Genomic DNA, 20,180 nt, shown 5'->3' on the forward strand with positions numbered 1-20,180 from the left:
GCGATGCTACGGAAATGTACCGATCAGGCGCGCGATGTGTAGCGACTAGCCGGAATTCTGGTGTTCACCGCCGCAGGAATTGCCAATCGCGCCTGCTCCAGGTGGCTCCAAAGTGCTCCGTCCTCAAGACTGGGGAGTGTGATCAATTCCCCTGCGTCCAGTCCGGCCAGCGCTGCATCGACACACACCTCCGTGCTCATCACAGTCGCCGGATCGAGCACGCCATGACCGCCGATACCAGCGACATCCCAGATCTCGGTTGCGGTAGACGCCGGCAGGACAGCCTGAATACGGATGTTTGTGTCCTTGACCTCTTGCTGCAGGCCCTGGGTGAAGAGTGTGACGAAGGCCTTCGTGCCGCTGTACGTGGTCGACAGGGGCATCGCAAAGATGGAAAGCACCGAGCTGATGTTGATCAAAGTTCCCGCGTTCTTCGCGACGAAACGAGGCAACACGGCAAGACTTAACTGCACGAGCGCCGTAACGTTTACGTTGATCTGCTCCTGTGCCCTGGCTGCGCTGAGATCTGCAGAAGGGGTCATATAGGCCAGCCCCGCATTGTTCACCAGAAGCGTCACGTGCTCGTCGCCACGCAGACGGTCGGCGAACTGTTCCAGGTCACTTGCCTTCCCCAGATCCGCACCAACGACCTCTACATGAACCCCATGCTTGCTGCGCAGATCGGCCGCAAGCTTCTCCAAACGCTCGACCCTGCGGGCCACCAACAGAAGATCATATCCTCTTGCGCCGAGACGGTCTGCGTAAACCGCTCCAATACCGGATGACGCTCCCGTCACCACTGCTGTTCCCAATTTGCTGGACATCGTGTGCTCCTCTTCTTTCTCAGAGCAACCGAATTGCTCCTCAAAAAGAGCATGACACTCATCATGCTCTTCTGTCAAGCGATGAGCATGATGAGTATCATGGAGTTATCCTAAAAGGGTGCAGCAGCGAAGGGAGAGCATATGGGTGTATCCGCAGCAGAGACCGCAAAGAAACATGAGGAGATTCTGGATAAGTCGATTCGTCTCTTTCGCCAGGATGGGCTCAATGTCTCAGTAGGAGAGGTGATGAAGGCGGCTGGTCTGACCCACGGACCGTTTTACAACCACTTCTCTTCGAAAGAGGCACTGATCGTTGAGGCGTTGACGCGCGCGATGGACCGAGGCTCATCGGAGCTCGAAGAGTATCCCAAAACGGAGCGCGGACGGAGGGACTACCTGGACACGTATCTGAGCTCCGCACATGCTTCGGATCTCAAAGGGGGATGCACCATAGCCGCTCTGGCCGTCGAAGTCGCACGCGAGCCTGCCATCGCAAAGCCCTTCACAGAAAAGTTGAAGGAGACGATCGCGACCTTCAGCGAGCATTTTCCGTGGGCACGAGGGAAACGACAAGCGAGAGGCCTGGCGATACACGCATTCAGCAGCATGATCGGAGCCGTTATCCTGGCGCGTGCGGTGGATGACCCGGTATTTGCCAGGGAGATTCTGGACGAAACAAGGAAGCGCATCGGCTAGAGCTTCACCCTTAGAGCGCTTCAGTAATGTCGTATCGCTTGTCGCCTGCTATGAGGTGCGAGATCTCGTCGACGGTTCCAATGCGGCCACGAGCGCCGGCGCGGGTGCAGTTAAGCGCGGCAGCGGCGCAGGCGTAATCAAGCTGGCGCTCGATCGGCCAACCTTGCAGATGGCCGTAGACAAAACCGGCATGAAAGAGATCGCCCGCACCTGTGGTATCGACGGTCGAGACCCGGTAGGCAGGTCGCTGAACCGACTGCTTGCCATCCCACGTCAGGATGCCGTCCAGACCAAGGGTGACCCCAGCCAGGCGGCAATGAAACTGGTCACGGAGGCTGGCCAGAGCCTTCTTCAGATCCGGCTCTCCGGTCAGCGCTGCCGGAAAATCACGGCTGGCAAAGGCGTAGTCCACCAGCGGCAGCAAGTCGTTAATGCCGGGACGGATGACATCCAGATCCGCAATGACGGGGATGCCTGCCTCGCGGGCCCATGTCGCGGCAGTGATCGCCGCGGTGGTGTGATAGCCATCGACGAGCAGCGCCCGCGCGGAGGTGATCCATTCGCGTTCCATGTCCTCCGGCTGCAGCGTCAGGCGCGGATCACGATGACACAGAACGGTGCGTTCGCCCGAGCCGTCGACAAGAATGAGCGACTGCGGACTGGGTGCGTCCTCTACGGTGAGGATGCGAGTCTCGACACCGACGTCGTCAAAGGCAGCGCGGTGAAGACGTGCCGCATAGTCGTCGCCAAGGCGGCCGATGTATCGGGTGCGCAACCCCCAGTGGCGGCAGGCGATCACAGCGGTGGAGATCTCGCCGCCGAGCAGAACACTGCGTTCGCTGTACTCGGTCTTGGAGCCGAGAGTGGGGAATGCTAACAGTGGGATGACGGTATCCGTTGCGTTGAGACCGACACCGACCAGATCAACTTTAGTTATAGGAAGCTTCTTAGACACCACCCCTTATGCTAATTGCTAAGAGGATTTGATGTCAGCAGTGCCTTCGGACCTCGTTCAAGTGGGGGATAGAACTCGAATGATGACCTTTGGTTTGCAGGGTAAAAGGGCGGCATGGGTTCGAATTGTCTACGTCCTCTGCCTTGCAGCAGGTACCTACACTCACGCTTCGATTCTGGCTCGTCATGGTTGGCGATGGAACTATGGAGGCAAACCAATTGGCACGGTGCTGTTTTGGTCAGCGCTGACTATTCTCGATCCGATTGTTGCCATCCTTCTCTTCGCCAGGCCCAGGTTAGGAATCACGTTGCTCATGCTGCTCATGTTGAGCGATGTAATTCACAACACTTGGATTATTTACGTTTACGGGGGCGTCGTGTGGATGGTCGCGGACCAATGGGTCTTCTTGATCTTCGTTTTAGCAACGGCGCAGACTCTATGGAACGCTGCTCAAAAGCAGAGCCAAGCCCTGGAGTCCCAAGCGTAGTTTGGAGGACCACGATGAACTTCAAGCAATTCACAGAATCGCTTACAGACGAATCACCAAACAACAATCTACCCGCTCCACTCGCAGCTCTGTGGTGGGATGCAAAGGGAGATTGGGCTCAGGCTCATGCCCTGGTCGACGAGTTGGAGACACAGAACGGCATGGCTGTTCATGCCTATCTCCACCGCAAAGAAGGCGCCTCCTCGAACGCTGATTACTGGTATCAGCGGTGCGGCAGTCATTTCCGTCAGACCACCCTGGAGGCAGAGTGGAAGGCTCTAACAGAAGCGCTTCTTGCAGAAGCAAAAAGCGGGTGAACAGTCTCCTGTCACCCGCTTCCGTTGATTCATAAGGATCAGAGGCAGGAGATATGCCTCATCCCCTGCCTCTGATCCTTAGAACTGCAAACGGACTCCCAGCTGAATCTGCCGCGGGGTGTAGATCATGTTGTTATTGGAGTTGCTGACAGATCCGAAGGCCGCCCCGGTGTATTGAGTGAGCGTGCTATACGGTTGCCCGTTAGCTCCCGTTGCCGTGCCAAAGGCGTAGGCAGGGGTATTGGTTGCCGTGATGTTCTGATGGTTCGGAAGATTGAACGCCTCGGCCAGGAACTCCAGGCTATAGCGTTCGCGGATCGTGAACCTCTTCGAACCACGCAGGTCCAGCACGTAGGTCTTTGGCAGTTCAAACGTATCCCGCTGGAATCCAGGAATGCGTGTCGATCCGCCAGAACCCGTGAAGCCGGTGCTGGTGCCCGTGATATAGCCAGTCACGCTTCCTGAAGTTGCCAGGTTCGTCGGGCTTCCATTCACTGTCGCCGAGTACGGCTCGCCATTCTGGGCGGAGAAGCTCGGAGACAGCTCATACCCGTTGACCAGGTAGCTCTTCCATCCCGACGCCTTCCAGGGCGAGTCGATAACCGCGGTGAAGATAAAGCGATTCGGCACGTTCTGAACCGAGTTGCCATACTCTGCCCGCAGGTTCAGCGGATCGAGAAGGCTGTTGCTGCTGGAGAACGTGGTGTTGTTCTCGCCGTAGTCCAACGCATGAGACCAGGTATAGCTCGCCTGGAACTGCACGTTGTGGTTCATCCGATGATTGATCTGCGCCACAAACGCTTCATAGTTGGAGTTGACGCCGCTGAAGATATCCGTCTTCGCGCCATAGCGCACATCAGGACGTCCGAAGTCGGCTACAGCCGGCGGCGCAGGCGCACCTGCTACCGGCGACTTCACCGGATAGCCGTAGAACCGGGTGCTGATCTGCGCTCCATTCGTCAACACGCCGGACGAGTTGTTGTTGACGACCGTGTAGGTGACATTCACCGGCGCCGGCAGATTGGTATCGACGAAGCTCGGCAGCTCACGCCCGTAGGAACCGAGCCAGCTCAGGGTCAGCGTCGTATTCCAGCCCAGGTCCTGATCCACATTCAAATCCGCCTGATGGACCTGCGGCAGCTGGAAGTGAGGATCGAAGTAGATCACGTTCGGTGTGACCGAAGATGCCAGAGATCCTGAGATGATCTGCGGGAACACCGGCGCACCGGGATTGCCCGGCAGCAGGTTCGGGCTTTGCACCTGGCCTCCGGCCGCTCCTGTTTGCGCGATCGCGTTGTAGATGGTCGAGTTGATCAACCGGGCGTTGAAGATGCCATAGCCGCCGCGGAGAATCGTCTTGCCGCTTCCGAAGACATCGTAGGCAAAGCCGACACGGGGTGCGATGTTGTTCTTGTCGCTGGGCAGGGATTCGGTCTGCGGAACAAGCGGGTTGGGCAGTTGCGCGTTGGGAACCTGCTCATACTCGTAGCGCAGACCGAGCGTAACGCTGAGCCTCGGGCTTACCTTCCACTCATCCTGGACGAAGCCCGCATAGTCACCGGTCTGGAACTCGAATCCAAGCGGACCAAAGCCCTGCTGGTAGCCGCTGTAATGAGCGGCCTGGGAGACCGTGGCGGGGTTCTGCGCAAGGTAGAAGTCCGTGAGATACGTAGCCGGCGTCGTGTAGGTATATCCGCCGTAGAAGCTCGACAGGTTCTCGCTCAGGTCGTTGGTGTGGATGTAATCGCCACCGAACTTGAAGGTATGGTTGCCGTGCACCCATTGGACAGTGTCAGTCACCTGCCAGCGGCGCTCGTCGGGATAGGCAGGCCTTGGATAAAAGGTGGGCGTGCCGAACTGAAAGGCTCCGGTGATAGAGACGTTGGGAGGAAAGCCAAGAGGATTGGAATATCCCGTCGCCGTGTTGAGCAGAGTGCTCTGCTCGTAGGAGGTGGGCGTCTCAGCACCCGCGAACTCGAAGTCGCGGCTGTACTGGTAACGGACCTCGTTGCTGATAGCCGAGGTGATGTAAGTGTCGAGTCGCGCCACACCCCAGGTATCTCGCGCATAGACATTGCCGATGCTCTGCGTTCCATAGCTCGCAGTTGCGTTGGTCTGCTGACCGGAGGGCGAGATAAAGCGGAGCCGGTTGACTTCGGCACTGAGATGATTCTTGCCGTTGATCTGCCAATCGATCTTGGGGAAGAACAGGGTCTGGTCGGCAAAGCGCGCAGCCTGTCCCAGCAACGAGTTCAAGCCTGCCTGTCCTGAGATGTAGTCCGTCCTGGCCGCTGCATAGGTAGCAAGCTTCAGGTTCGTCTGCAACGTGCAGGCGCCGCTGTCAGCAAAGAAGTTCGGGTCGTAGTTTGCGGATGTCGTTACGCTGCTGATGGGGTTTGCACCGCCGGGGCAGGTTGCGTTGCCCGGCAGAGCAGCCGAGGGTTGCGCATAGAACGTCGAAGGCGCGCTGGGCACCGTGACGATGGGGAAGTCGTGGTAGAAGCGGTCCAGTGCGAAGAAGAAGAAGAGCTTGTCGTGAATCAGAGGGCCGCTGAAGGCGAACCCTTCCTGCTTGCGAATATCGGTAGGCTTGATGGGCACCGACGTAAAGGGACCACCCGGCGTCTGCTGCACATTTTCAGAGGTGAAATCATTGAACGCGGCCAATGCTGAATCGCGGTCTAGAAAATAACCCTCTCCATGGAACTGATTGCTACCGCTCTTTGTAACGGCATTGACGACTCCGCCCGAAGCCCTTCCATACTCGGTGGAGTAGTTCGAGGTGTTGATCTGGAACTCCTGGATCGCCGACTTTGGCGTTGAATATCCAATGTTGGTTCTGCCTCGCTCTTCGGAGAAGAACGCCTGGTTATCGTCCGCTCCATCGATCGTGATGTTGTTCAACAGAGTGCTCTGTCCGCGGAAGCTGAGGAGACCGAACCCGCCGGACTCAACAACACCCGGCGCCTGCAAGGCATAGGCAGACCAACGATAGTTGTTGACCGGAAGATCTTCGAGAGCCTTGAGATCAATGGTGCTCGTGAAGTCGTTATTCGTGGTGTTGATCGCGGGAGCTGCGCTGGTGACTTCGATCATCTCGCTGGAAGATCCGGGCGAGAGGCTGGACTGCACGTTCGTGAGTGAGCCAACCGTTACATCGACTTTCTCTGACCTGAAGGCCTCGAAGTTCGGCGCGGAGATCGTGACGGTATAAGTTCCGGGCTGCAGGTGGTTCGCACGAAAGAATCCGGCTGCGTCTGAAGTGATGTTCTGCTCGGCATTGGTGCCGTTGTTGTGGATGACAATGTTCGCGCCAGAGATGACTGCGCCCGTCTTGTCTTCGACGGTTCCACCGATGGCCCCGTCGACCGCCGTCTGTGCCTGCATCCGCGCATGCACACTCGCAAGCGAGACAAGCATCAATAGGTATCTTGTTAACTTTCTAACTGTCATAAGCCTCTCCTGGGTTAGGTGTTACCGTCCAACTGCGCCACGCGACTCCTCGGTAAAGTCGAGAAATGAGCACAAGAATTCCACTGCCTGCTGGCTACTGTCGAAGAACCAAATTTAGGTTTTGAGGAGCTGGTCGGCCGATCTTAGGCGTGCTACAGATGGAATCCTCAGTTCGTTCTCGGCTACGGCCAGTGGCTGGACCGCGAAGGATTCCCTCTCTGCTATGCCTGCATCTTTGAATGCGCCTTCCTTTTCATGAATAGCCAGAAGTGAAACTAAGTCGGCTAAGTAAATGCAGCGAGAATGGAAAGTTACAGTACGGTTAATTCACGACAGACGTCTGACCTCATACGTCCGTTGACCGTGCTCTTAAAGGGCTGGCATAATTGGGGATCATGATCAACAGGGACCTGAACGAGCTCTCCACCAGGGGGCTGAACGAACGCATATGGAACGGAGTACCCCGAGAGAATCTTGCAACGCGCGTTGCGAACGCCATCCGCGAGCAGGTTCAGTCGGGAAAGCTGGAGCGTGGGGTTCAGCTTCGCGGTGAGGTGGAGTTTGCACGGGAGCTTGGGGTAAGCCGGCAGACTCTGCGCGAGGCTACACGTCTTCTAACCCTGGAGGGTCTGCTCACGATTCGCCACGGCGTAGGCACGTTCGTCGCGGAGAGCCAGGGGTATTTGAGCAGCCCTCTCGACACCATGCACTCCATGTCCGCCCTGATCCGCGAGAATGGCAATGAGGCCAGGGTGGATGGGTTGAAGATTCGGCAGGTTGCCGCCACCGCCGAAGTTGCGACGGCCCTGGATGTTCCGGAGTCTTCCCCCGTCGCCGAGATCTTTCGCCTGCGGCTTGCGGGAGCGACGCCTCTCGTGGTGGCCTACGATTACATAGCGCTCCTCGACGACGCCGAGTGGAAGCTGCCGCTCATCAAGATGTTCGATGGAGGCTCGATCTACGAGTTCATGGCGACGAAACTCCAACGGCACCTGATATCGAGCGAAGCGACGGTAACGGCCGTTGCCGCCAGCAAGAAACATGCGGAGCTTCTGCACGTTAAACCCGGCTTCCCTCTCCTGCTGATGCGGGAGATCCAGTTCGAAGCCCAACGACGCCGTGGTTTGTACAGTGTGATCTACCACAACTCTTCCCTGGTGCAATTTACCCTGGCACGGCCTGGGACGAGGTCGTGACCTCCTCAGCATCCGTCTTTGGCAACTTCACCATCGACGATCTTGTCTTCCCCGACGGATCGACCCGGTGGGCTGTTCCCGGTGGCAGTGTGATCTACACGGCGTTGGGAGCCGCACTCTGGACAGGACGCGCGAGCATTGTTGCTCCCCTCAGCGCTGATTATCCAATAGAACTCCTCGACGAACGCATCGACCTGTCGCGCTGCCGGCGTGTGGCGCGCACGCTGCGCAACTGGGGCCTCTACGAGGAAGACGGAAGACGGCACTTTGTCTCACGCAGTGCAACCCGAGGCTGGGCTGAATTCAGCCCGAAGCCTGCAGATGCGCTCTCCGGCGTTCAGACTGCTGCCCATATTGCTCCGCTGCCGCACGATATCGCCATAGGATTGGCCAGAGAACTTCGCAAGGCGGGCACACTCTACCTCTCACTCGATCTGGATGACCATGATCTCCTCGGCCGCGCGAGTCTCGAAGAGATCGTCGAACTTATCCGTGCAGTCGATCTCTTTCTGCCCAGCCGGCAAGATGTCCTCGCGATATTTCCGGGAGTGACTCCGCTCGAAGCCCTGTATAAACTGCGAGCACTTGCACCGGATGTAGCGTTGATCGCCATCAAGTGCGGCGCAGAGGGTGCGATCGCTCACGTTGCAGGAGCCGGTGAGCGGATTCATATTCCAGCTATACCCGTTGAGCCGGTCGACACAACAGGAGCGGGCGATGCCTTTTGCGGTGGTGTACTGGCCGGCTTTGCCATAGGCGACGATCCCATCACAGCACTACTCTATGGCACGGTGTCGGCTTCCTTTTGTATTGAGTCCTATAGCTTTTCCAGTCTCTCCGCGGCAACCGGACAAGAAGCTACCAGCCGTCTCGCGGCACTTCGTCAACGCGTAGAGCTTCACCCGATGGGTGGATAGTGCAGATGGGGCACGAAGCGGAAGGGCACGGTTTCAACCGTGCCGTAAAGCATCAAGCCGAAGACCTGTACCGCTCTGCCGAAGGCTGGAGTGGAGGCGCAGCCGGAACGATTGAATTGCTTTCTTTGATTGCGGCAAAATAGGTGGCTACATCCTCAAAAGTGCCCTCGGTGGCGCTTGTGCAGCTTGGACCACACGAAGGAAGGCAATTCAGTCGTTGCGCCCTTCGGGCTTCACTTCGGCCTTCGGCAGAGTGGAAAAGTCCCATAAACGCTGCTTTTACGGCACGGTTGAAACCGTGCCCTTCCGATTCGTGGCTCAACAAACTGACTGCACACTGAGAGCATCCTCAAATTGCAGCAGCCAGCCGCGAAGTATGGTTCACTTTGAGAAGTCCCTGCCCTTGCTTCATGAAAGACGATCGGAAGACATGCAACCGAAATCTCGATTTTTCTACGGATGGGTCATCGTACTTCTGGCGGCGCTTACCCAGGCTGTCAGCTTCGGCCAGCTCTATCTCAACGGCATCCTGATCGTCTCCTTTCGTGAGATGTTCAAGGTCTCGAATCAACAGATCTTTCTGGCGACCACGGGGCTGATGACGATCACTTATGGAATCGCATCAGCGTTGTTTGGTGTTCTTGCACACAAATACAAGCTGCGCGTCTTTGCCGTCGTGATCTATGGGTGCATGGCGGTCGGGTATCTCTGCTTGAGCCTGGTGTCGCACGTTTGGCACATCGCACTGATCTACGGAGTGCTGTTCGGAATCGGTCAGTTAGGGCTGCCGGTAGCGCAGACGATGATTGCGCACTGGTTTATCGCGCGTCGCGGCATGGCTTTTGGACTTGCGGCCTGCGGCTTCGCCGTGCCGGGATTTCTGGGCGCGCCCGCCATGGCCTTTTCGATTCACCGCTTCGGCTTCTCCCACACGATGCTCGGCTATGGATGCCTCATCCTGCTCTTCATCCCCCTGGTTCTGCGCTATGTCATCGACTGGCCGGAGGAGTTAGGACTGGCACCGGACGGTCAGCCAGCCGTCGGCCTCTCCGCCGACATCACTCCAGAGAAAAAATCAGGCCGCGCGATTGCCTCACTCCTCCCTTCGCCGCTCTTCTGGCTGGTGGCGATCATCATCACGCTCACGCCGCTCATCGTGAATCAACTGATCACGTACTTCGTGCCCATGGCCAAGGCGAGTGGCGTAGACATCCGAACCGCTTCCCTCTTCATGTCCCGGTTAGCTCTTGCCGCTCTCGCCGCCAAACTGGTAGTCGGATGGCTTGCGGACAGAATTCCATTGCGGGTGATTGCCGCACTTCCTCCGCTTGGCTGCCTGCTCGCGTGTCTGCTTCTAATTGAAGACAGATCCTCTGCCTCCTTTGCACTGGCGAGCCTGCTGCTTGGCGCTGGCGGAGGGGCATCGGGTGTAATGATTCCTGTCGTCGTCTCCAAGACCTTTGGGCGCGCCGATTTCGGAGCCATCATCGGACTCTCCACTCCGCTGCTCGTGGTACAGACACTCTTCGCTTCATGGGGAGCCGGGCATGTCGTCGACGCGACAGGAGGCTACCGCCTGGTGCTCATGGTCTTCGCCGCGCTAGCGATCATTGGCTGTCTGCTGGTTGGCCCGCTTCCCGGAAGAAGGCTACGACCGACACCCTTGGCTGTGTGAGCGAAGCCAGCACCCGGTCCACACGACGGCCCGAACATGGTGAAACGATATGATTTAAATCGTTAGCGATATCCCATGATTCTTCGGCATCTCGAATTCCTCACCGCACTGGCACGCGAAAGACACTTCGCCCGAGCCGCAACCGCCTGCAATGTGTCTCAATCTACTCTCTCTGCGGGAATCAAGCAGATGGAAGAGAGCCTCGGAGTCCTGCTCGTGGAGCGCGGCCAGCGCTTCGTCGGCCTCACCCCCGAGGGCGCAAAGGTCCTGGAGTGGGCGCAGCACGTCATGACGGACTTTGACGGGCTGCAGCAGAATCTTACCCAGATGCGTCGCGGTCTGGGAGGTCAACTGAAGATCGGCGCGATTCCCGCCACACTGCCGATGATCTCTCTTCTCACCACGCCTTTCGCAAAACGCCATCCGCAGGCCACAACCGTGATCCGCTCGTTGACATCGATCGAGATCCAGCGAGGTCTGGACGACTTCAGTCTCGACATCGGCGTGACCTATCTCGATAACGAGCCGCTGGTGCGAGTTCGCAGATTGCAGCTCTATATGGAGCGGTACGTGCTCCTTACAAAACAGGGTGAACATCTGCAGGATCGCAAGACCATCTCCTGGTCAGAGGCTGCGACCTATCCCCTGTGCCTTCTGACCTCCGACATGCAGAACCGCCGCATCCTCGATATGCACTTTCGCGAGGCCGGAGCGGAGGTCCACGCGATGATCGAGAGCAACTCGTTAATCACGCTCTGGTCGCATCTCCACTTCGGGCATTGGTCGACCATCGTGCCGCACTCGTTTCTCCCACTCGTCGGAGAGATGGAAGGTGTGCGAGCGCTGGCTCTTGTGGAACCGGATACGACTCATGCAGTCGGCCTGGTCGCATCCGACCGCGATCCTCTGCCGCCTGCAGCGCGTGCTTTTTTGGATCTGGCAAAGGAGATGAATTCGAAACACGAGATTGCCCACACGCTCGAATAGAGAATTTTCCAGGGTGGTGAGTCATTAATTTGCGAAAGACGGATGGTCTGTTCAGCACAGCGCGAAGCGCGTTCCCTGATGCTTCAGCATCAGGGAGACGGAGGGAGCCGTAGCCTTTAGGCTACGGAAATCAAGGCCTAGCAAAGATGTGGCCTTTAGGCCCGGGCCTTCTTTCGGCTGCGGAGAAAAGGCCCGGGGCTAAAGCCCGATTCTTGCCTGGCCCTTATTCCGTAGCCTAAAGGCTACGGCTCCCTCCGTCCCGTGACGCTAAAGCATTACGGTTTGCGCTTCGCGCTATGGAGTAACGCTGGTTCTTCAACGAATTAACGACTCACCACACTAGGGCTTGTCATCAAACTGCTTTTGGAGCGAAATCGAACATGCCTGCAATCATGATCGAATTTATCGATTGACCCATCGAAGTAGTTTGTTTGACCGTCGTTCTTTCAGTTTGAGAGCTTTGCTTCTGTAAGTGGAGGAAGCAATGGCAAAGATACTTTGTGTTTTGTACGACGACCCAATCACCGGCTACCCGAAATCCTACGCACGCGCTGATGTTCCCAAGATCGATCACTACCCCGGCGGACAAACAGCACCTACCCCCAAACAAATCGACTTCACTCCAGGCGAGCTGCTGGGTAGCGTCTCCGGAGAACTTGGCCTGCGCAAGTATCTCGAAGGCCTGGGCCACACGCTTGTCGTAACGTCGGACAAGGAAGGCGAAGACTCTGTCTTCGAGCGCGAACTTCCCGATGCCGAAATCGTCATCTCCCAGCCCTTCTGGCCTGCCTATCTCACACCGGAGCGGATCGCCAAGGCCAAGCAACTCAAGCTGGCAGTCACCGCCGGCATTGGTTCGGATCACGTCGATCTCGAAGCGGCGATCAAGAACGGCATCACCGTAGCAGAGGTCACGTACTCGAACAGCATCAGCGTGTCAGAGCACGTCGTCATGATGATCCTCTCGCTCGTGCGCAACTACATCCCGTCCTACCAGTGGGTGATCAAGGGCGGATGGAACATCGCCGATTGCGTGGAGCGCTCGTACGATCTCGAAGCCATGCACGTGGGTACCGTTGCCGCGGGACGCATCGGACTCGCCGTCCTTCGGCGTCTGAAGCCCTTCGATGTGAAGCTGCACTACTTCGACCAGCATCGGCTTCCCGAGAGCGTTGAAAACGAACTCGGCCTCACCTACCATCCCAGCGTTGAAGACATGGTCAAGGTCTGCGACGTGGTCACCATCAACGCTCCGCTGCATCCAGGCACGCTCGATCTCTTCAACGACGAATTGATCTCCAAGATGAAGCGTGGCGCTTATCTGGTGAACACGGCACGCGGCAAGATCTGCAACCGGGATGCGGTCGTTCGCGCGCTCGAGAGCGGACAGCTGGCCGGATACGCCGGCGATGTCTGGTTCCCGCAGCCTGCCCCGAAGGACCACCCGTGGAGGACGATGCCGCATCACGGGATGACGCCTCATATCTCGGGCACCTCGCTCTCCGCACAGGCACGCTATGCGGCAGGCACACGCGAGATCCTGGAGTGCTGGTTCGAAGAGCGCCCCATCCGTGAGGAATATCTCATCGTCGACGGCGGAAAGCTCGCCGGAACCGGCGCGCACTCTTACACTGTCAGCAAGTAGCCCTGCCGGCAATCACGAATGGGTGGAGCGTAGGCTCCGCCCATTTCAGTTAAAGCATCTTCAGAGCTAGTGTGGTGTAGAGATGACAATGTATGGGTGGGATAGAAAGAGCCACATCACGCTGGAGAGGAAGATGCATTAGTGTCCTGAGTCAGAAGTTTGTTGAAGTCATTGCGCGGATAGGAATCAGTAATTCTCTTTTTTTCGTCGTCATCCTGAGCGGTACGCGAAGGATGACGGCGAAAAACAAACAGCATTCTTTCCATCGCTGGCTTCATTTGCAAACGAACTTCTGACTCAGGACACTAGCCCCATCGAAACGAGGAAGAACCATCATGGCAACAAGAGAAGAACTCACACTCAAGATTCAGGACGAGAAGCGCAGCCGTAATCTGACCTGGAAGCAGATCGCCGAGGGCATCGGTCCGGGCTCTCCGATTCTCTACACCGCAGCCCTACTCGGGCAGATGACACTCACTAAAACTGAAGCGGAGAATGCAGCCAGGCTTCTCGGGCTGACCGAAATAGAGGCCACCATGCTGACAGAACCTCCGTTACGCGGCTCCCTGCCGACCTTACCTCCCACCGATCCTCTCATCTACCGCTTCCATGAGCTGGTGCAGACCTATGGCACGACTTGGAAGGCTCTGATCGAAGAAGAGTTTGGTGACGGCATCATGAGCGCCATCGACTTCGACATGCAGATCGAACGCGAGCCCAACCCCAAAGGCGACAGGGTCAAGATCAACATGTCCGGAAAGTTTCTTTCCTACAAGCGCTATTAGCGCCAGGATGGGCTTGATTTAAATATAGGACCAATTTAGTCTTCATTTGAAGGTGAGTTATCCGGGAGTCTTTTGGCGAAGCGCCCGGATAGTTCTTGAGATCGGCGATGATGGCTCACGAGCAGGCCCTAGAGGTATGGCTCTACAAGCCTCCATCCATATGGAGACAGTAGTATGAGCGTACGACGCCTCTTGTTCTGGGCACATTTGATCGTTGGAATTACGGTGGGTTTAGGGGTCGCCTATATGGCGGCTACCGGAACCATTCTGGCCTTTCAAACCCAGATCGTTCACTTTGCCGAGCGAGGCATCAAGCCCAGCGTTCCGTCGCCAGGCGAAGTCTGCGCGGTTCCATCGGCCATTCTGATATCGGCTCAGGCGCAAAGCGGTCAGGCTGCTACGGCGGTCCAACTCTTCTCTGACCCTGGCGTGCCGGCGCAAGTGACCTTGCAGGGCGACGCGACTCTGCTCGTCGATGGCTGCACCGGCAAGGTGCTTGGGCCGGGTGCCAGCAGGCTTCGGATATTTTTCAACTCCGTGCGTGATCTGCACCGCTGGGTCGCACTGAGCCGCGGTCAACATGAGGGACTGCGGTACGTGAAGGATGCGGCCAACCTGGGCTTCTTCTTCCTCCTGCTTAGTGGATTGATCCTCTGGTTTCCGCGCCGCTGGCGAGCGGCCAATCTGAAGTCTGCGTTTACGTTCCGGAGGAACCTGGCGGGCAGGGCTCGCGAGTGGAATCTGCATAACATCGCCGGATTCTGGTTGGCGGTACCGCTGCTCATCATCTCTGCAACGGGTTCGATCATGGCTTATGGCTGGGCCAATGGGCTGCTCTATCAAGCGGCAGGAACGCCTCTCCCAACGGCTCCAGCGGAGCGGCCGATGCAGCATGGCTCCCTCTCCGATCTCACTCTTCTCGATCCTCTGATAGCGCGTGCGAAGTTGCAGGATGCTCGCTGGTACAGCCTGTCGCTTCGGATGCCGGGAGAGAAGGACAAGAACGTTACCTTCTCCATCGACGATGGCAAGGGTGGTCGCCCTCAGGAAAGGGCGCAGCTCGTTCTGTCCTTGAAAAACGCGAAGGTCGTGCGTTGGGAGCCGTTCGGCAGCCAGCCGCGCGGCCGCCAGTGGCGACTCTATGCGCGCTACCTGCATACCGGCGAGTTCTTTGGGGCAACCGGTCAGTTGATCGCGTTGATCGCAGCACTGGCTGCGCTTCTCCTGGTATGGACCGGATTCTCGCTGGCGCTTCGCAGGCTGGCAGCGTGGAGAAAGCGCACAGTCAAGGTCGAGCAGAAGGTAGCTCTGGAGATGGTCTAGATCAGACCGTCCCTATCGCGTGCACGGCAGTAAATCAAAAGCCTCATTCTCTCCAACAACAAGCAGGTCTCCGTTGCAACAGAAAGGTACGCTCATGTCTTCGCTCGTAAAGATTGCTCGTGTGATCTTGTGCATCACTGGATTTGTCCTGGTCTCGTCGTTCTCATGGATCCATGCCCAGAAACCGGAGGGAGTCGCGGCGACGGAGATTCACGGTGTTCTACAGGACAGTTCCGGGGCGGCTATCGCCGGAGGAAACATCGTCCTCCTGGATGCGTCCGGTAAAAGCCTGGAAACGACGAGTCAGAATGATGGAAGTTTTGTCTTTCACGCACTGACCGCTGGAACGCCTTATCGCCTCACCGTGACCGCACTCGGAATGAGCCGCCTGACCCGCGAAGGCGTGATGGCGGACGGTACATTGCTCAACCTGTCACTCGGGATAGATCCACTGCAGCAGACGATTACAGTCTTCGACACCTCTTCAGAGTTGGTGACGGCCCCGGAGTTGACGCGAACGCTCGACCCCACCGAACTCACACAACTGCCAAGTACCAATCGAAATCTCGCGCAGTTTGCGATGGTCGATCCGAGGGCCAGAAATACTGTGGGCTCGGGATCGGATGGCCGTAGTTCCACCAGGCTGACGATCAACAATCAGTCCTTCCGGTTCACGCAGTACGAGCTCGATGGCAGCACAGACTCCGACTTCATTCTGTCCAACGGACCACAGCAGAATGTGTCGATCTCTGCCATCGGCGAGTTCAAGCTTCTTACCAATGAGTATCTGGCACAGTACGGCAGATCGAGTGGAGGCGTCATTCTTCTTTCGACAAGATCGGGCACCGACCAGTTTCATGGAGAGGCCTTTGGATATGTAAGACCCTCTGGAATTCAGGCAGCGCCACCCGTCTCGACGTTTCATGTGCCCAACTCAAAGCAGCAGTGGGGCAGCACGATTGGCGGTCCGGTGCAGCGGGGCAGGACCTACTTTCTCGCCTCCTACGAGCAGCAGCATCAGGAGCGCGGTGCGTTCATCCAATCCCCTGTGCCGGGGTTCTTCGATGGAATCCAGAACTCCTACATGGGCCTGGTCCGGTTGGACCGCAAGTGGAGCGATCGCGAGTTTACGACAGTTCGATTGAACGGCGACTTTCTTAAGAGCAATAACCTGAACGATATTGTCGGAGGATTTGTTCAGGCAAACGCTGCGCGAACCGACATCCAGCAGAGTGCGGCAGGACAGATTACCCAGCGCTCCCTGTTCGGAAGCTGGTTGAACGATTTCAGAATCTCCTATTCGAACTCGCTGCCTCTCTGGTACACGCCCGTGGCTGCGAGCATTCAGATCGTAAGGCCCAGCTACTCGACTACAGGCGGTTCGGCCGTCGAGCATCTGAGGGCGCAGGCATGGCAGGCGGCAGAGACGATCTCAAAGACCTTTGGGACGCATGCGATCACGGCAGGCGGAGACTACATCCATCAGTACACGGACTACAACTTCATCAGCACGCCGCTCGGAACGTATACCTTTGCGGCAAGGGCGCCGACTCCAAACCAGCAGCCTCTGAAGTACACGCAAACCGTAGGAGCTCAGGTGCTGCAGTATGGACAGGAGATCGTCTCCGCATTTGCCGAGGATGAATGGAAGGCAACGCAAAGGCTCAAGGCGAATCTGGGAGTCCGCTACGACTATCAATCCAACAGCTCCGGAGTGGCCAATGTACAGCCACGATTAGGTCTCGCCTGGGATGCCTTCGGGAATGGCAACACCCTCGTTCGCGCCGGTGCAGGACTTTTCTACGATCAGATCTACGGACAGTTGCAGCGTAACGTATTGAACCTCGGCCCGAACTCTTCTGCGGCGAGCTACACCATTTCGAATCCGTCTTACCCAACTCCACCCACCGTAGGAGGAGCGGCGGATCGTCGCGACATCATGTTGCTTAATCCTGGTTTGAAGAATCCTTACACGATGGAGGTCTCAGCAGGCATCGAACAACGGCTGCCCAAAGGTTGGGTGCTTCAGGTCGATGCCGTATTTATGGGTTCAAGGCATCAACTCATGCTCGACAATCTGAACGCGCCGGCACCCTTTATTCGCACTGCCGCAGGGCAGACGCGAACAACGGCAGCAGCTAATGCTACGAGGCCCTATCTCTTCTATCCCAGAAGCGACGGCACACAGATCGCCGTGGCCAACGTCGAGCAGGTAGACAATGTGGGAAATGCGCGGAACACTTCGGGAGAGGTGCAGCTATCGCGGCACTTTGGAAGCCTGTTTCAGTTCCAGGCCGCGTACCTGTTGAGCTCCAACATTACGAATGTGTTCTTCACCGGTGGCAACTCGACCGGCACGCCCAGCGTATGGAACGTGAAGACGGGCGAAAGCGGTCCGTCCGATTACTTCCAGCGGCATCGCTTTGTCGCTACGGGAATCCTGAATCTTCCCGCAGCAGTTCGCCTCACAGGAGTAACCGTCGCAGCCTCTGGTCTACCGGTCAATCCACTCTCGGGCGTGGACAACGACGGGGATGGAATTCTTGCCGACAGAGCCTTTGGAGTCTCACGAAACTCCTTCAGAGGCCCCGTACAGGCACAAACGGACCTGGCCCTGACGCGAACGTTTCACCTATGGCAGAAGCTGAATCTCGAAAGCCGGGCCGAGGTCTCCAATGTCCTCAACCATGGTAACTACGTAAAGTTGACGACCACCTACGGCAACGGGATCAAGCCTGCAAACACCTTCATGATTCCGACGGCAGGCATCTCCAACAGCGATCCTGCCAGACAGTTTCAGTTCGGCGCCAGGTTGTTGTTCTAAATGTTTTTGGGAAGTGAAGGAAGACCCCCTCCGGTTGTCTTTTTGGCGAAGCACCGGAGGAGGTCCGAGATCGACAACCCAAAAGGCTGACGACTGTTCCAATAGACGAACGGGGCTGGCGCAAAGACGCCTCGGAGGCCCGTTACAGGGAACTCGCACGATTGCCTTCTATAAGATGGAAGGCAATCGATATGAAGATTCTGAAGACACGGCAAAGTCCACGAAAGCGTTCCATAGCCTACCGAGTTCTCTCCCCTGTTCTTCTTTTTCTGATTCCTTCCTGCGGGTTTATATCGCCAGGCGCCGCACAATCGACGCCTCACACGGAATACCACAACCCGATCCTTTGGGGCGACTACTCCGATCCTGATGTCATCCGTGTAGGCAACGAATACCTGCTCGTCGCCTCGACCTTCTCCTTCATGCCGGGCATCCCTGTTCTGAAGTCAACAGACCTGCTGCACTGGACGATCATAGGCCACGTATTTCCGCGCCTCGACATCGATCCCCGCTACAGCATGATCGGCGGTAATCGCTATGGAAGAGGGGCCTGGGCGCCTGCCATTCGCGTTCATGCTGGCCGCTACTATGTCTACTTCCCCACGCCGGACGAAGGAATCTTCATGAGTTCGGCGAGCTCTCCGGCAGGCCCGTGGACGCCTCCCGTAGCTGTGCTCGCAGGTCCAGGCTATGAAGACCCCTGCCCCTTCTGGGATGACGACGGTCAGGCCTACCTGATCCATTCACGCGTCGGTGCCGGTCCGCTGATCCTGCATCACATGAGCCCGGATGGACGCACCGTGCTCGACGCCGGCACAGTGATCGAACGGGATGCGAAAAACCTGCCGACGCTTGAAGGGCCAAAGCTCTACAAGAGGGATGGTTATTACTACATCTTCGCTCCTTATGGCGGAGTCAGCACAGGAGCACAGGCCGTTCTCCGATCACGCAGCATCGAGGGCCCCTATGAAGTTCGCACGGTGCTTGCGCAGGGTTCAACGTCCGTCAATGGCCCCCATCAGGGTGGCTATATTGAAACGCCCGGCGGCAAAGGTTGGTTCCTGCACTTTCACTCCGCCGGTGCCTATGGGCGGATCGACTATCTCGAACCGGTTCGATGGGACGACGGATGGCCCGTCATCGGCAAAGCCGGTAGCGATGAGGTGACGGGCGAGCCTGTAAGTTCCGCTCCCGTGCCTGTGTCCGCGAGTTCACCCTCCAACGCTCGGCCCGCGACGTCAGACGAGTTCTCTCGCTCCGAACTCGGACTGCAATGGGAGTGGAACCATAATCCCGAGCCTACGCATTGGTCGCTCGAGGAGCGTCGCGGGTTCCTTCGCCTCTATGCCATGCCTGCGCACAGTCTTCAGGAGGCGCGCAATACCCTCACCGAAATGGGACAGGACCCAGCCTATTCCTTCACGGTGGCGCTGCAACTGAAAGGCCTGGCAGATGGACAACAAGCCGGAGTAGCCATGTTCTCGGAACGGGCAGGCTCCCTCTTCATCACGCAAGACCATGGCAAACGGCAGCTTCACGCTCTACTGGATGGCAAGGCCTTCGACGGTCCAACCATCACGACCGACCTCGTACAACTTCGGGTGACGGTCTCCCACGAAACCGCCACCTATGCGTGGAGCACGAACGAAGGAAAGACCTTTCAGACACTGGGCACTCCCACCCCGATCTTCTTCACCTGGTGGAAGGCAGCTCGCCCCGCGATCTTCACCTTCAATGCCGATGAAGACGCTCAGGTTATGGGCTATGTCGATGTGGACTGGGCACACTATGCACCCCTGGCCATCGCGCCGAAGATGTAGCGCGGAAATTTCATACTGGTGTAGGGAGCATTAGTTCGTGGAAGAATGATGATCTGTTCAGCACAGCGCGAAGCGCGTTCCCTGATGCTTCAGCATCAGGGCGACGGAGGGAGTCGTAGCCTTTAGGCTACGGAAATAGAGGCTTAGCAAAGATGTGGCCTTTAGGCCCGGGCCTTCTTTCGGCTGCGGTAAAAGGGCCCGGGGCTAAAGCCCAATTCTCGCCTGCTCTTGATTCCGTAGCCTAAAGGCTACGGCTCCCTCCGTCCCGCGACGCTA

Annotated in this window: 16 protein-coding genes; 13 read left to right on the plus strand and 3 right to left on the minus strand. The window is 57.5% G+C overall.

Going from position 1 to position 20,180, the window contains the following annotated elements:
* Window positions 1–23 precede the first annotated feature (23 nt).
* The gene (locus HDF15_RS20090) at window positions 24–824 is read right to left on the minus strand and encodes an SDR family oxidoreductase (protein WP_184258804.1); all 801 of its coding nucleotides are present in this window, start codon (window positions 822–824) and stop codon (window positions 24–26) included.
* Window positions 825–965: 141 nt separating this feature from the next.
* Here HDF15_RS20090 and HDF15_RS20095 point away from each other — a divergent pair, with 141 nt between their 5' ends.
* Window positions 966–1,520 carry a TetR/AcrR family transcriptional regulator gene (locus HDF15_RS20095; RefSeq protein WP_184258807.1) on the plus strand — a complete coding sequence of 185 codons (555 nt, stop codon included), beginning with the start codon at window positions 966–968 and terminating at the stop codon, window positions 1,518–1,520.
* A 10-nt stretch (window positions 1,521–1,530) separates the two neighbouring features.
* Here the strand turns inward: HDF15_RS20095 and HDF15_RS20100 are convergent, their stop codons facing one another.
* Complete coding sequence (locus tag HDF15_RS20100; protein WP_311733161.1) at window positions 1,531–2,475, minus strand: PfkB family carbohydrate kinase; 945 nt, start codon at window positions 2,473–2,475, stop codon at window positions 1,531–1,533.
* Between the two features lie 79 nt (window positions 2,476–2,554).
* On the opposite strand from HDF15_RS20100, the gene HDF15_RS20105 reads away from it, so the two are divergent.
* Window positions 2,555–2,962 (plus strand): hypothetical protein, encoded by a 408-nt coding sequence (locus tag HDF15_RS20105; RefSeq protein ID WP_184258811.1) that lies wholly within the window; start codon window positions 2,555–2,557, stop codon window positions 2,960–2,962.
* A 14-nt stretch (window positions 2,963–2,976) separates the two neighbouring features.
* A complete protein-coding gene (locus tag HDF15_RS20110) occupies window positions 2,977–3,279 on the plus strand; it encodes a hypothetical protein (RefSeq protein ID WP_184258813.1) in 303 nt (100 codons plus the stop codon).
* 78 nt (window positions 3,280–3,357) lie between these two features.
* Here HDF15_RS20110 and HDF15_RS20115 read toward each other — a convergent pair whose 3' ends face one another.
* Window positions 3,358–6,732 carry a TonB-dependent receptor gene (locus tag HDF15_RS20115; RefSeq protein ID WP_184258815.1) on the minus strand — a complete coding sequence of 1,125 codons (3,375 nt, stop codon included), beginning with the start codon at window positions 6,730–6,732 and terminating at the stop codon, window positions 3,358–3,360.
* A gap of 395 nt (window positions 6,733–7,127) precedes the next feature.
* Here HDF15_RS20115 and HDF15_RS20120 point away from each other — a divergent pair, with 395 nt between their 5' ends.
* The 10 genes from HDF15_RS20120 (at window position 7,128) to HDF15_RS20165 (ending at window position 19,904) form a co-directional block, all read left to right on the plus strand.
* A complete protein-coding gene (locus tag HDF15_RS20120) occupies window positions 7,128–7,928 on the plus strand; it encodes a GntR family transcriptional regulator (RefSeq protein WP_184258817.1) in 801 nt (266 codons plus the stop codon).
* On the plus strand, window positions 7,925–8,845 hold the full coding sequence (locus HDF15_RS20125) for a PfkB family carbohydrate kinase (RefSeq protein WP_184258819.1): 921 nt from the start codon (window positions 7,925–7,927) through the stop codon (window positions 8,843–8,845). The genes HDF15_RS20120 and HDF15_RS20125 overlap by 4 nt, the downstream gene beginning before the upstream one ends.
* A 5-nt stretch (window positions 8,846–8,850) precedes the next feature.
* Window positions 8,851–8,988 carry a hypothetical protein gene (locus HDF15_RS20130; RefSeq protein ID WP_184258821.1) on the plus strand — a complete coding sequence of 46 codons (138 nt, stop codon included), beginning with the start codon at window positions 8,851–8,853 and terminating at the stop codon, window positions 8,986–8,988.
* A 287-nt stretch (window positions 8,989–9,275) separates the two neighbouring features.
* A complete protein-coding gene (locus tag HDF15_RS20135) occupies window positions 9,276–10,520 on the plus strand; it encodes an MFS transporter (protein ID WP_184258823.1) in 1,245 nt (414 codons plus the stop codon).
* A 75-nt stretch (window positions 10,521–10,595) separates the two neighbouring features.
* Complete coding sequence (locus HDF15_RS20140; protein ID WP_184258825.1) at window positions 10,596–11,507, plus strand: LysR family transcriptional regulator; 912 nt, start codon at window positions 10,596–10,598, stop codon at window positions 11,505–11,507.
* 484 nt (window positions 11,508–11,991) lie between these two features.
* Window positions 11,992–13,152, plus strand: a complete 1,161-nt coding sequence (locus HDF15_RS20145) for an NAD-dependent formate dehydrogenase (protein ID WP_184258827.1) — start codon at window positions 11,992–11,994, stop codon at window positions 13,150–13,152.
* A 335-nt stretch (window positions 13,153–13,487) separates the two neighbouring features.
* Window positions 13,488–13,937, plus strand: coding sequence for a cyanase (gene cynS / locus HDF15_RS20150; RefSeq protein WP_184258829.1), 450 nt, complete (start codon window positions 13,488–13,490; stop codon window positions 13,935–13,937).
* A gap of 174 nt (window positions 13,938–14,111) precedes the next feature.
* Window positions 14,112–15,260 (plus strand): PepSY domain-containing protein, encoded by a 1,149-nt coding sequence (locus HDF15_RS20155; RefSeq protein WP_184258831.1) that lies wholly within the window; start codon window positions 14,112–14,114, stop codon window positions 15,258–15,260.
* A 94-nt stretch (window positions 15,261–15,354) separates the two neighbouring features.
* A complete protein-coding gene (locus HDF15_RS20160; RefSeq protein WP_184258833.1) occupies window positions 15,355–18,084 on the plus strand; it encodes a carboxypeptidase regulatory-like domain-containing protein in 2,730 nt (909 codons plus the stop codon).
* A gap of 191 nt (window positions 18,085–18,275) precedes the next feature.
* A complete protein-coding gene (locus HDF15_RS20165) occupies window positions 18,276–19,904 on the plus strand; it encodes a glycoside hydrolase 43 family protein (protein WP_184258835.1) in 1,629 nt (542 codons plus the stop codon).
* Window positions 19,905–20,180: the final 276 nt, after the last annotated feature.

The organism is Granulicella mallensis (assembly GCF_014203225.1).
In the GTDB taxonomy this organism is placed as follows: domain Bacteria; phylum Acidobacteriota; class Terriglobia; order Terriglobales; family Acidobacteriaceae; genus Granulicella; species Granulicella mallensis_A.

Bases quoted from the DNA above. Each gene is read 5' to 3' on its own strand.
- HDF15_RS20105 (WP_184258811.1), top strand. From the start codon at position 2,555: ATGATGACCTTTGGTTTGCAGGGTAAAAGGGCGGCATGGGTTCGAATT.
- HDF15_RS20110 (WP_184258813.1), top strand. From the start codon at position 2,977: ATGAACTTCAAGCAATTCACAGAATCGCTTACAGACGAATCACCAAAC.
- HDF15_RS20140 (WP_184258825.1), top strand. From the start codon at position 10,596: ATGATTCTTCGGCATCTCGAATTCCTCACCGCACTGGCACGCGAAAGA.
- HDF15_RS20095 (WP_184258807.1), top strand. From the start codon at position 966: ATGGGTGTATCCGCAGCAGAGACCGCAAAGAAACATGAGGAGATTCTG.
- HDF15_RS20135 (WP_184258823.1), top strand. From the start codon at position 9,276: ATGCAACCGAAATCTCGATTTTTCTACGGATGGGTCATCGTACTTCTG.
- HDF15_RS20090 (WP_184258804.1), bottom strand. From the start codon at position 824: ATGTCCAGCAAATTGGGAACAGCAGTGGTGACGGGAGCGTCATCCGGT.
- HDF15_RS20130 (WP_184258821.1), top strand. From the start codon at position 8,851: ATGGGGCACGAAGCGGAAGGGCACGGTTTCAACCGTGCCGTAAAGCAT.
- cynS (WP_184258829.1), top strand. From the start codon at position 13,488: ATGGCAACAAGAGAAGAACTCACACTCAAGATTCAGGACGAGAAGCGC.
- HDF15_RS20115 (WP_184258815.1), bottom strand. From the start codon at position 6,732: ATGACAGTTAGAAAGTTAACAAGATACCTATTGATGCTTGTCTCGCTT.
- HDF15_RS20120 (WP_184258817.1), top strand. From the start codon at position 7,128: ATGATCAACAGGGACCTGAACGAGCTCTCCACCAGGGGGCTGAACGAA.
- HDF15_RS20145 (WP_184258827.1), top strand. From the start codon at position 11,992: ATGGCAAAGATACTTTGTGTTTTGTACGACGACCCAATCACCGGCTAC.
- HDF15_RS20160 (WP_184258833.1), top strand. From the start codon at position 15,355: ATGTCTTCGCTCGTAAAGATTGCTCGTGTGATCTTGTGCATCACTGGA.
- HDF15_RS20155 (WP_184258831.1), top strand. From the start codon at position 14,112: ATGAGCGTACGACGCCTCTTGTTCTGGGCACATTTGATCGTTGGAATT.
- HDF15_RS20165 (WP_184258835.1), top strand. From the start codon at position 18,276: ATGAAGATTCTGAAGACACGGCAAAGTCCACGAAAGCGTTCCATAGCC.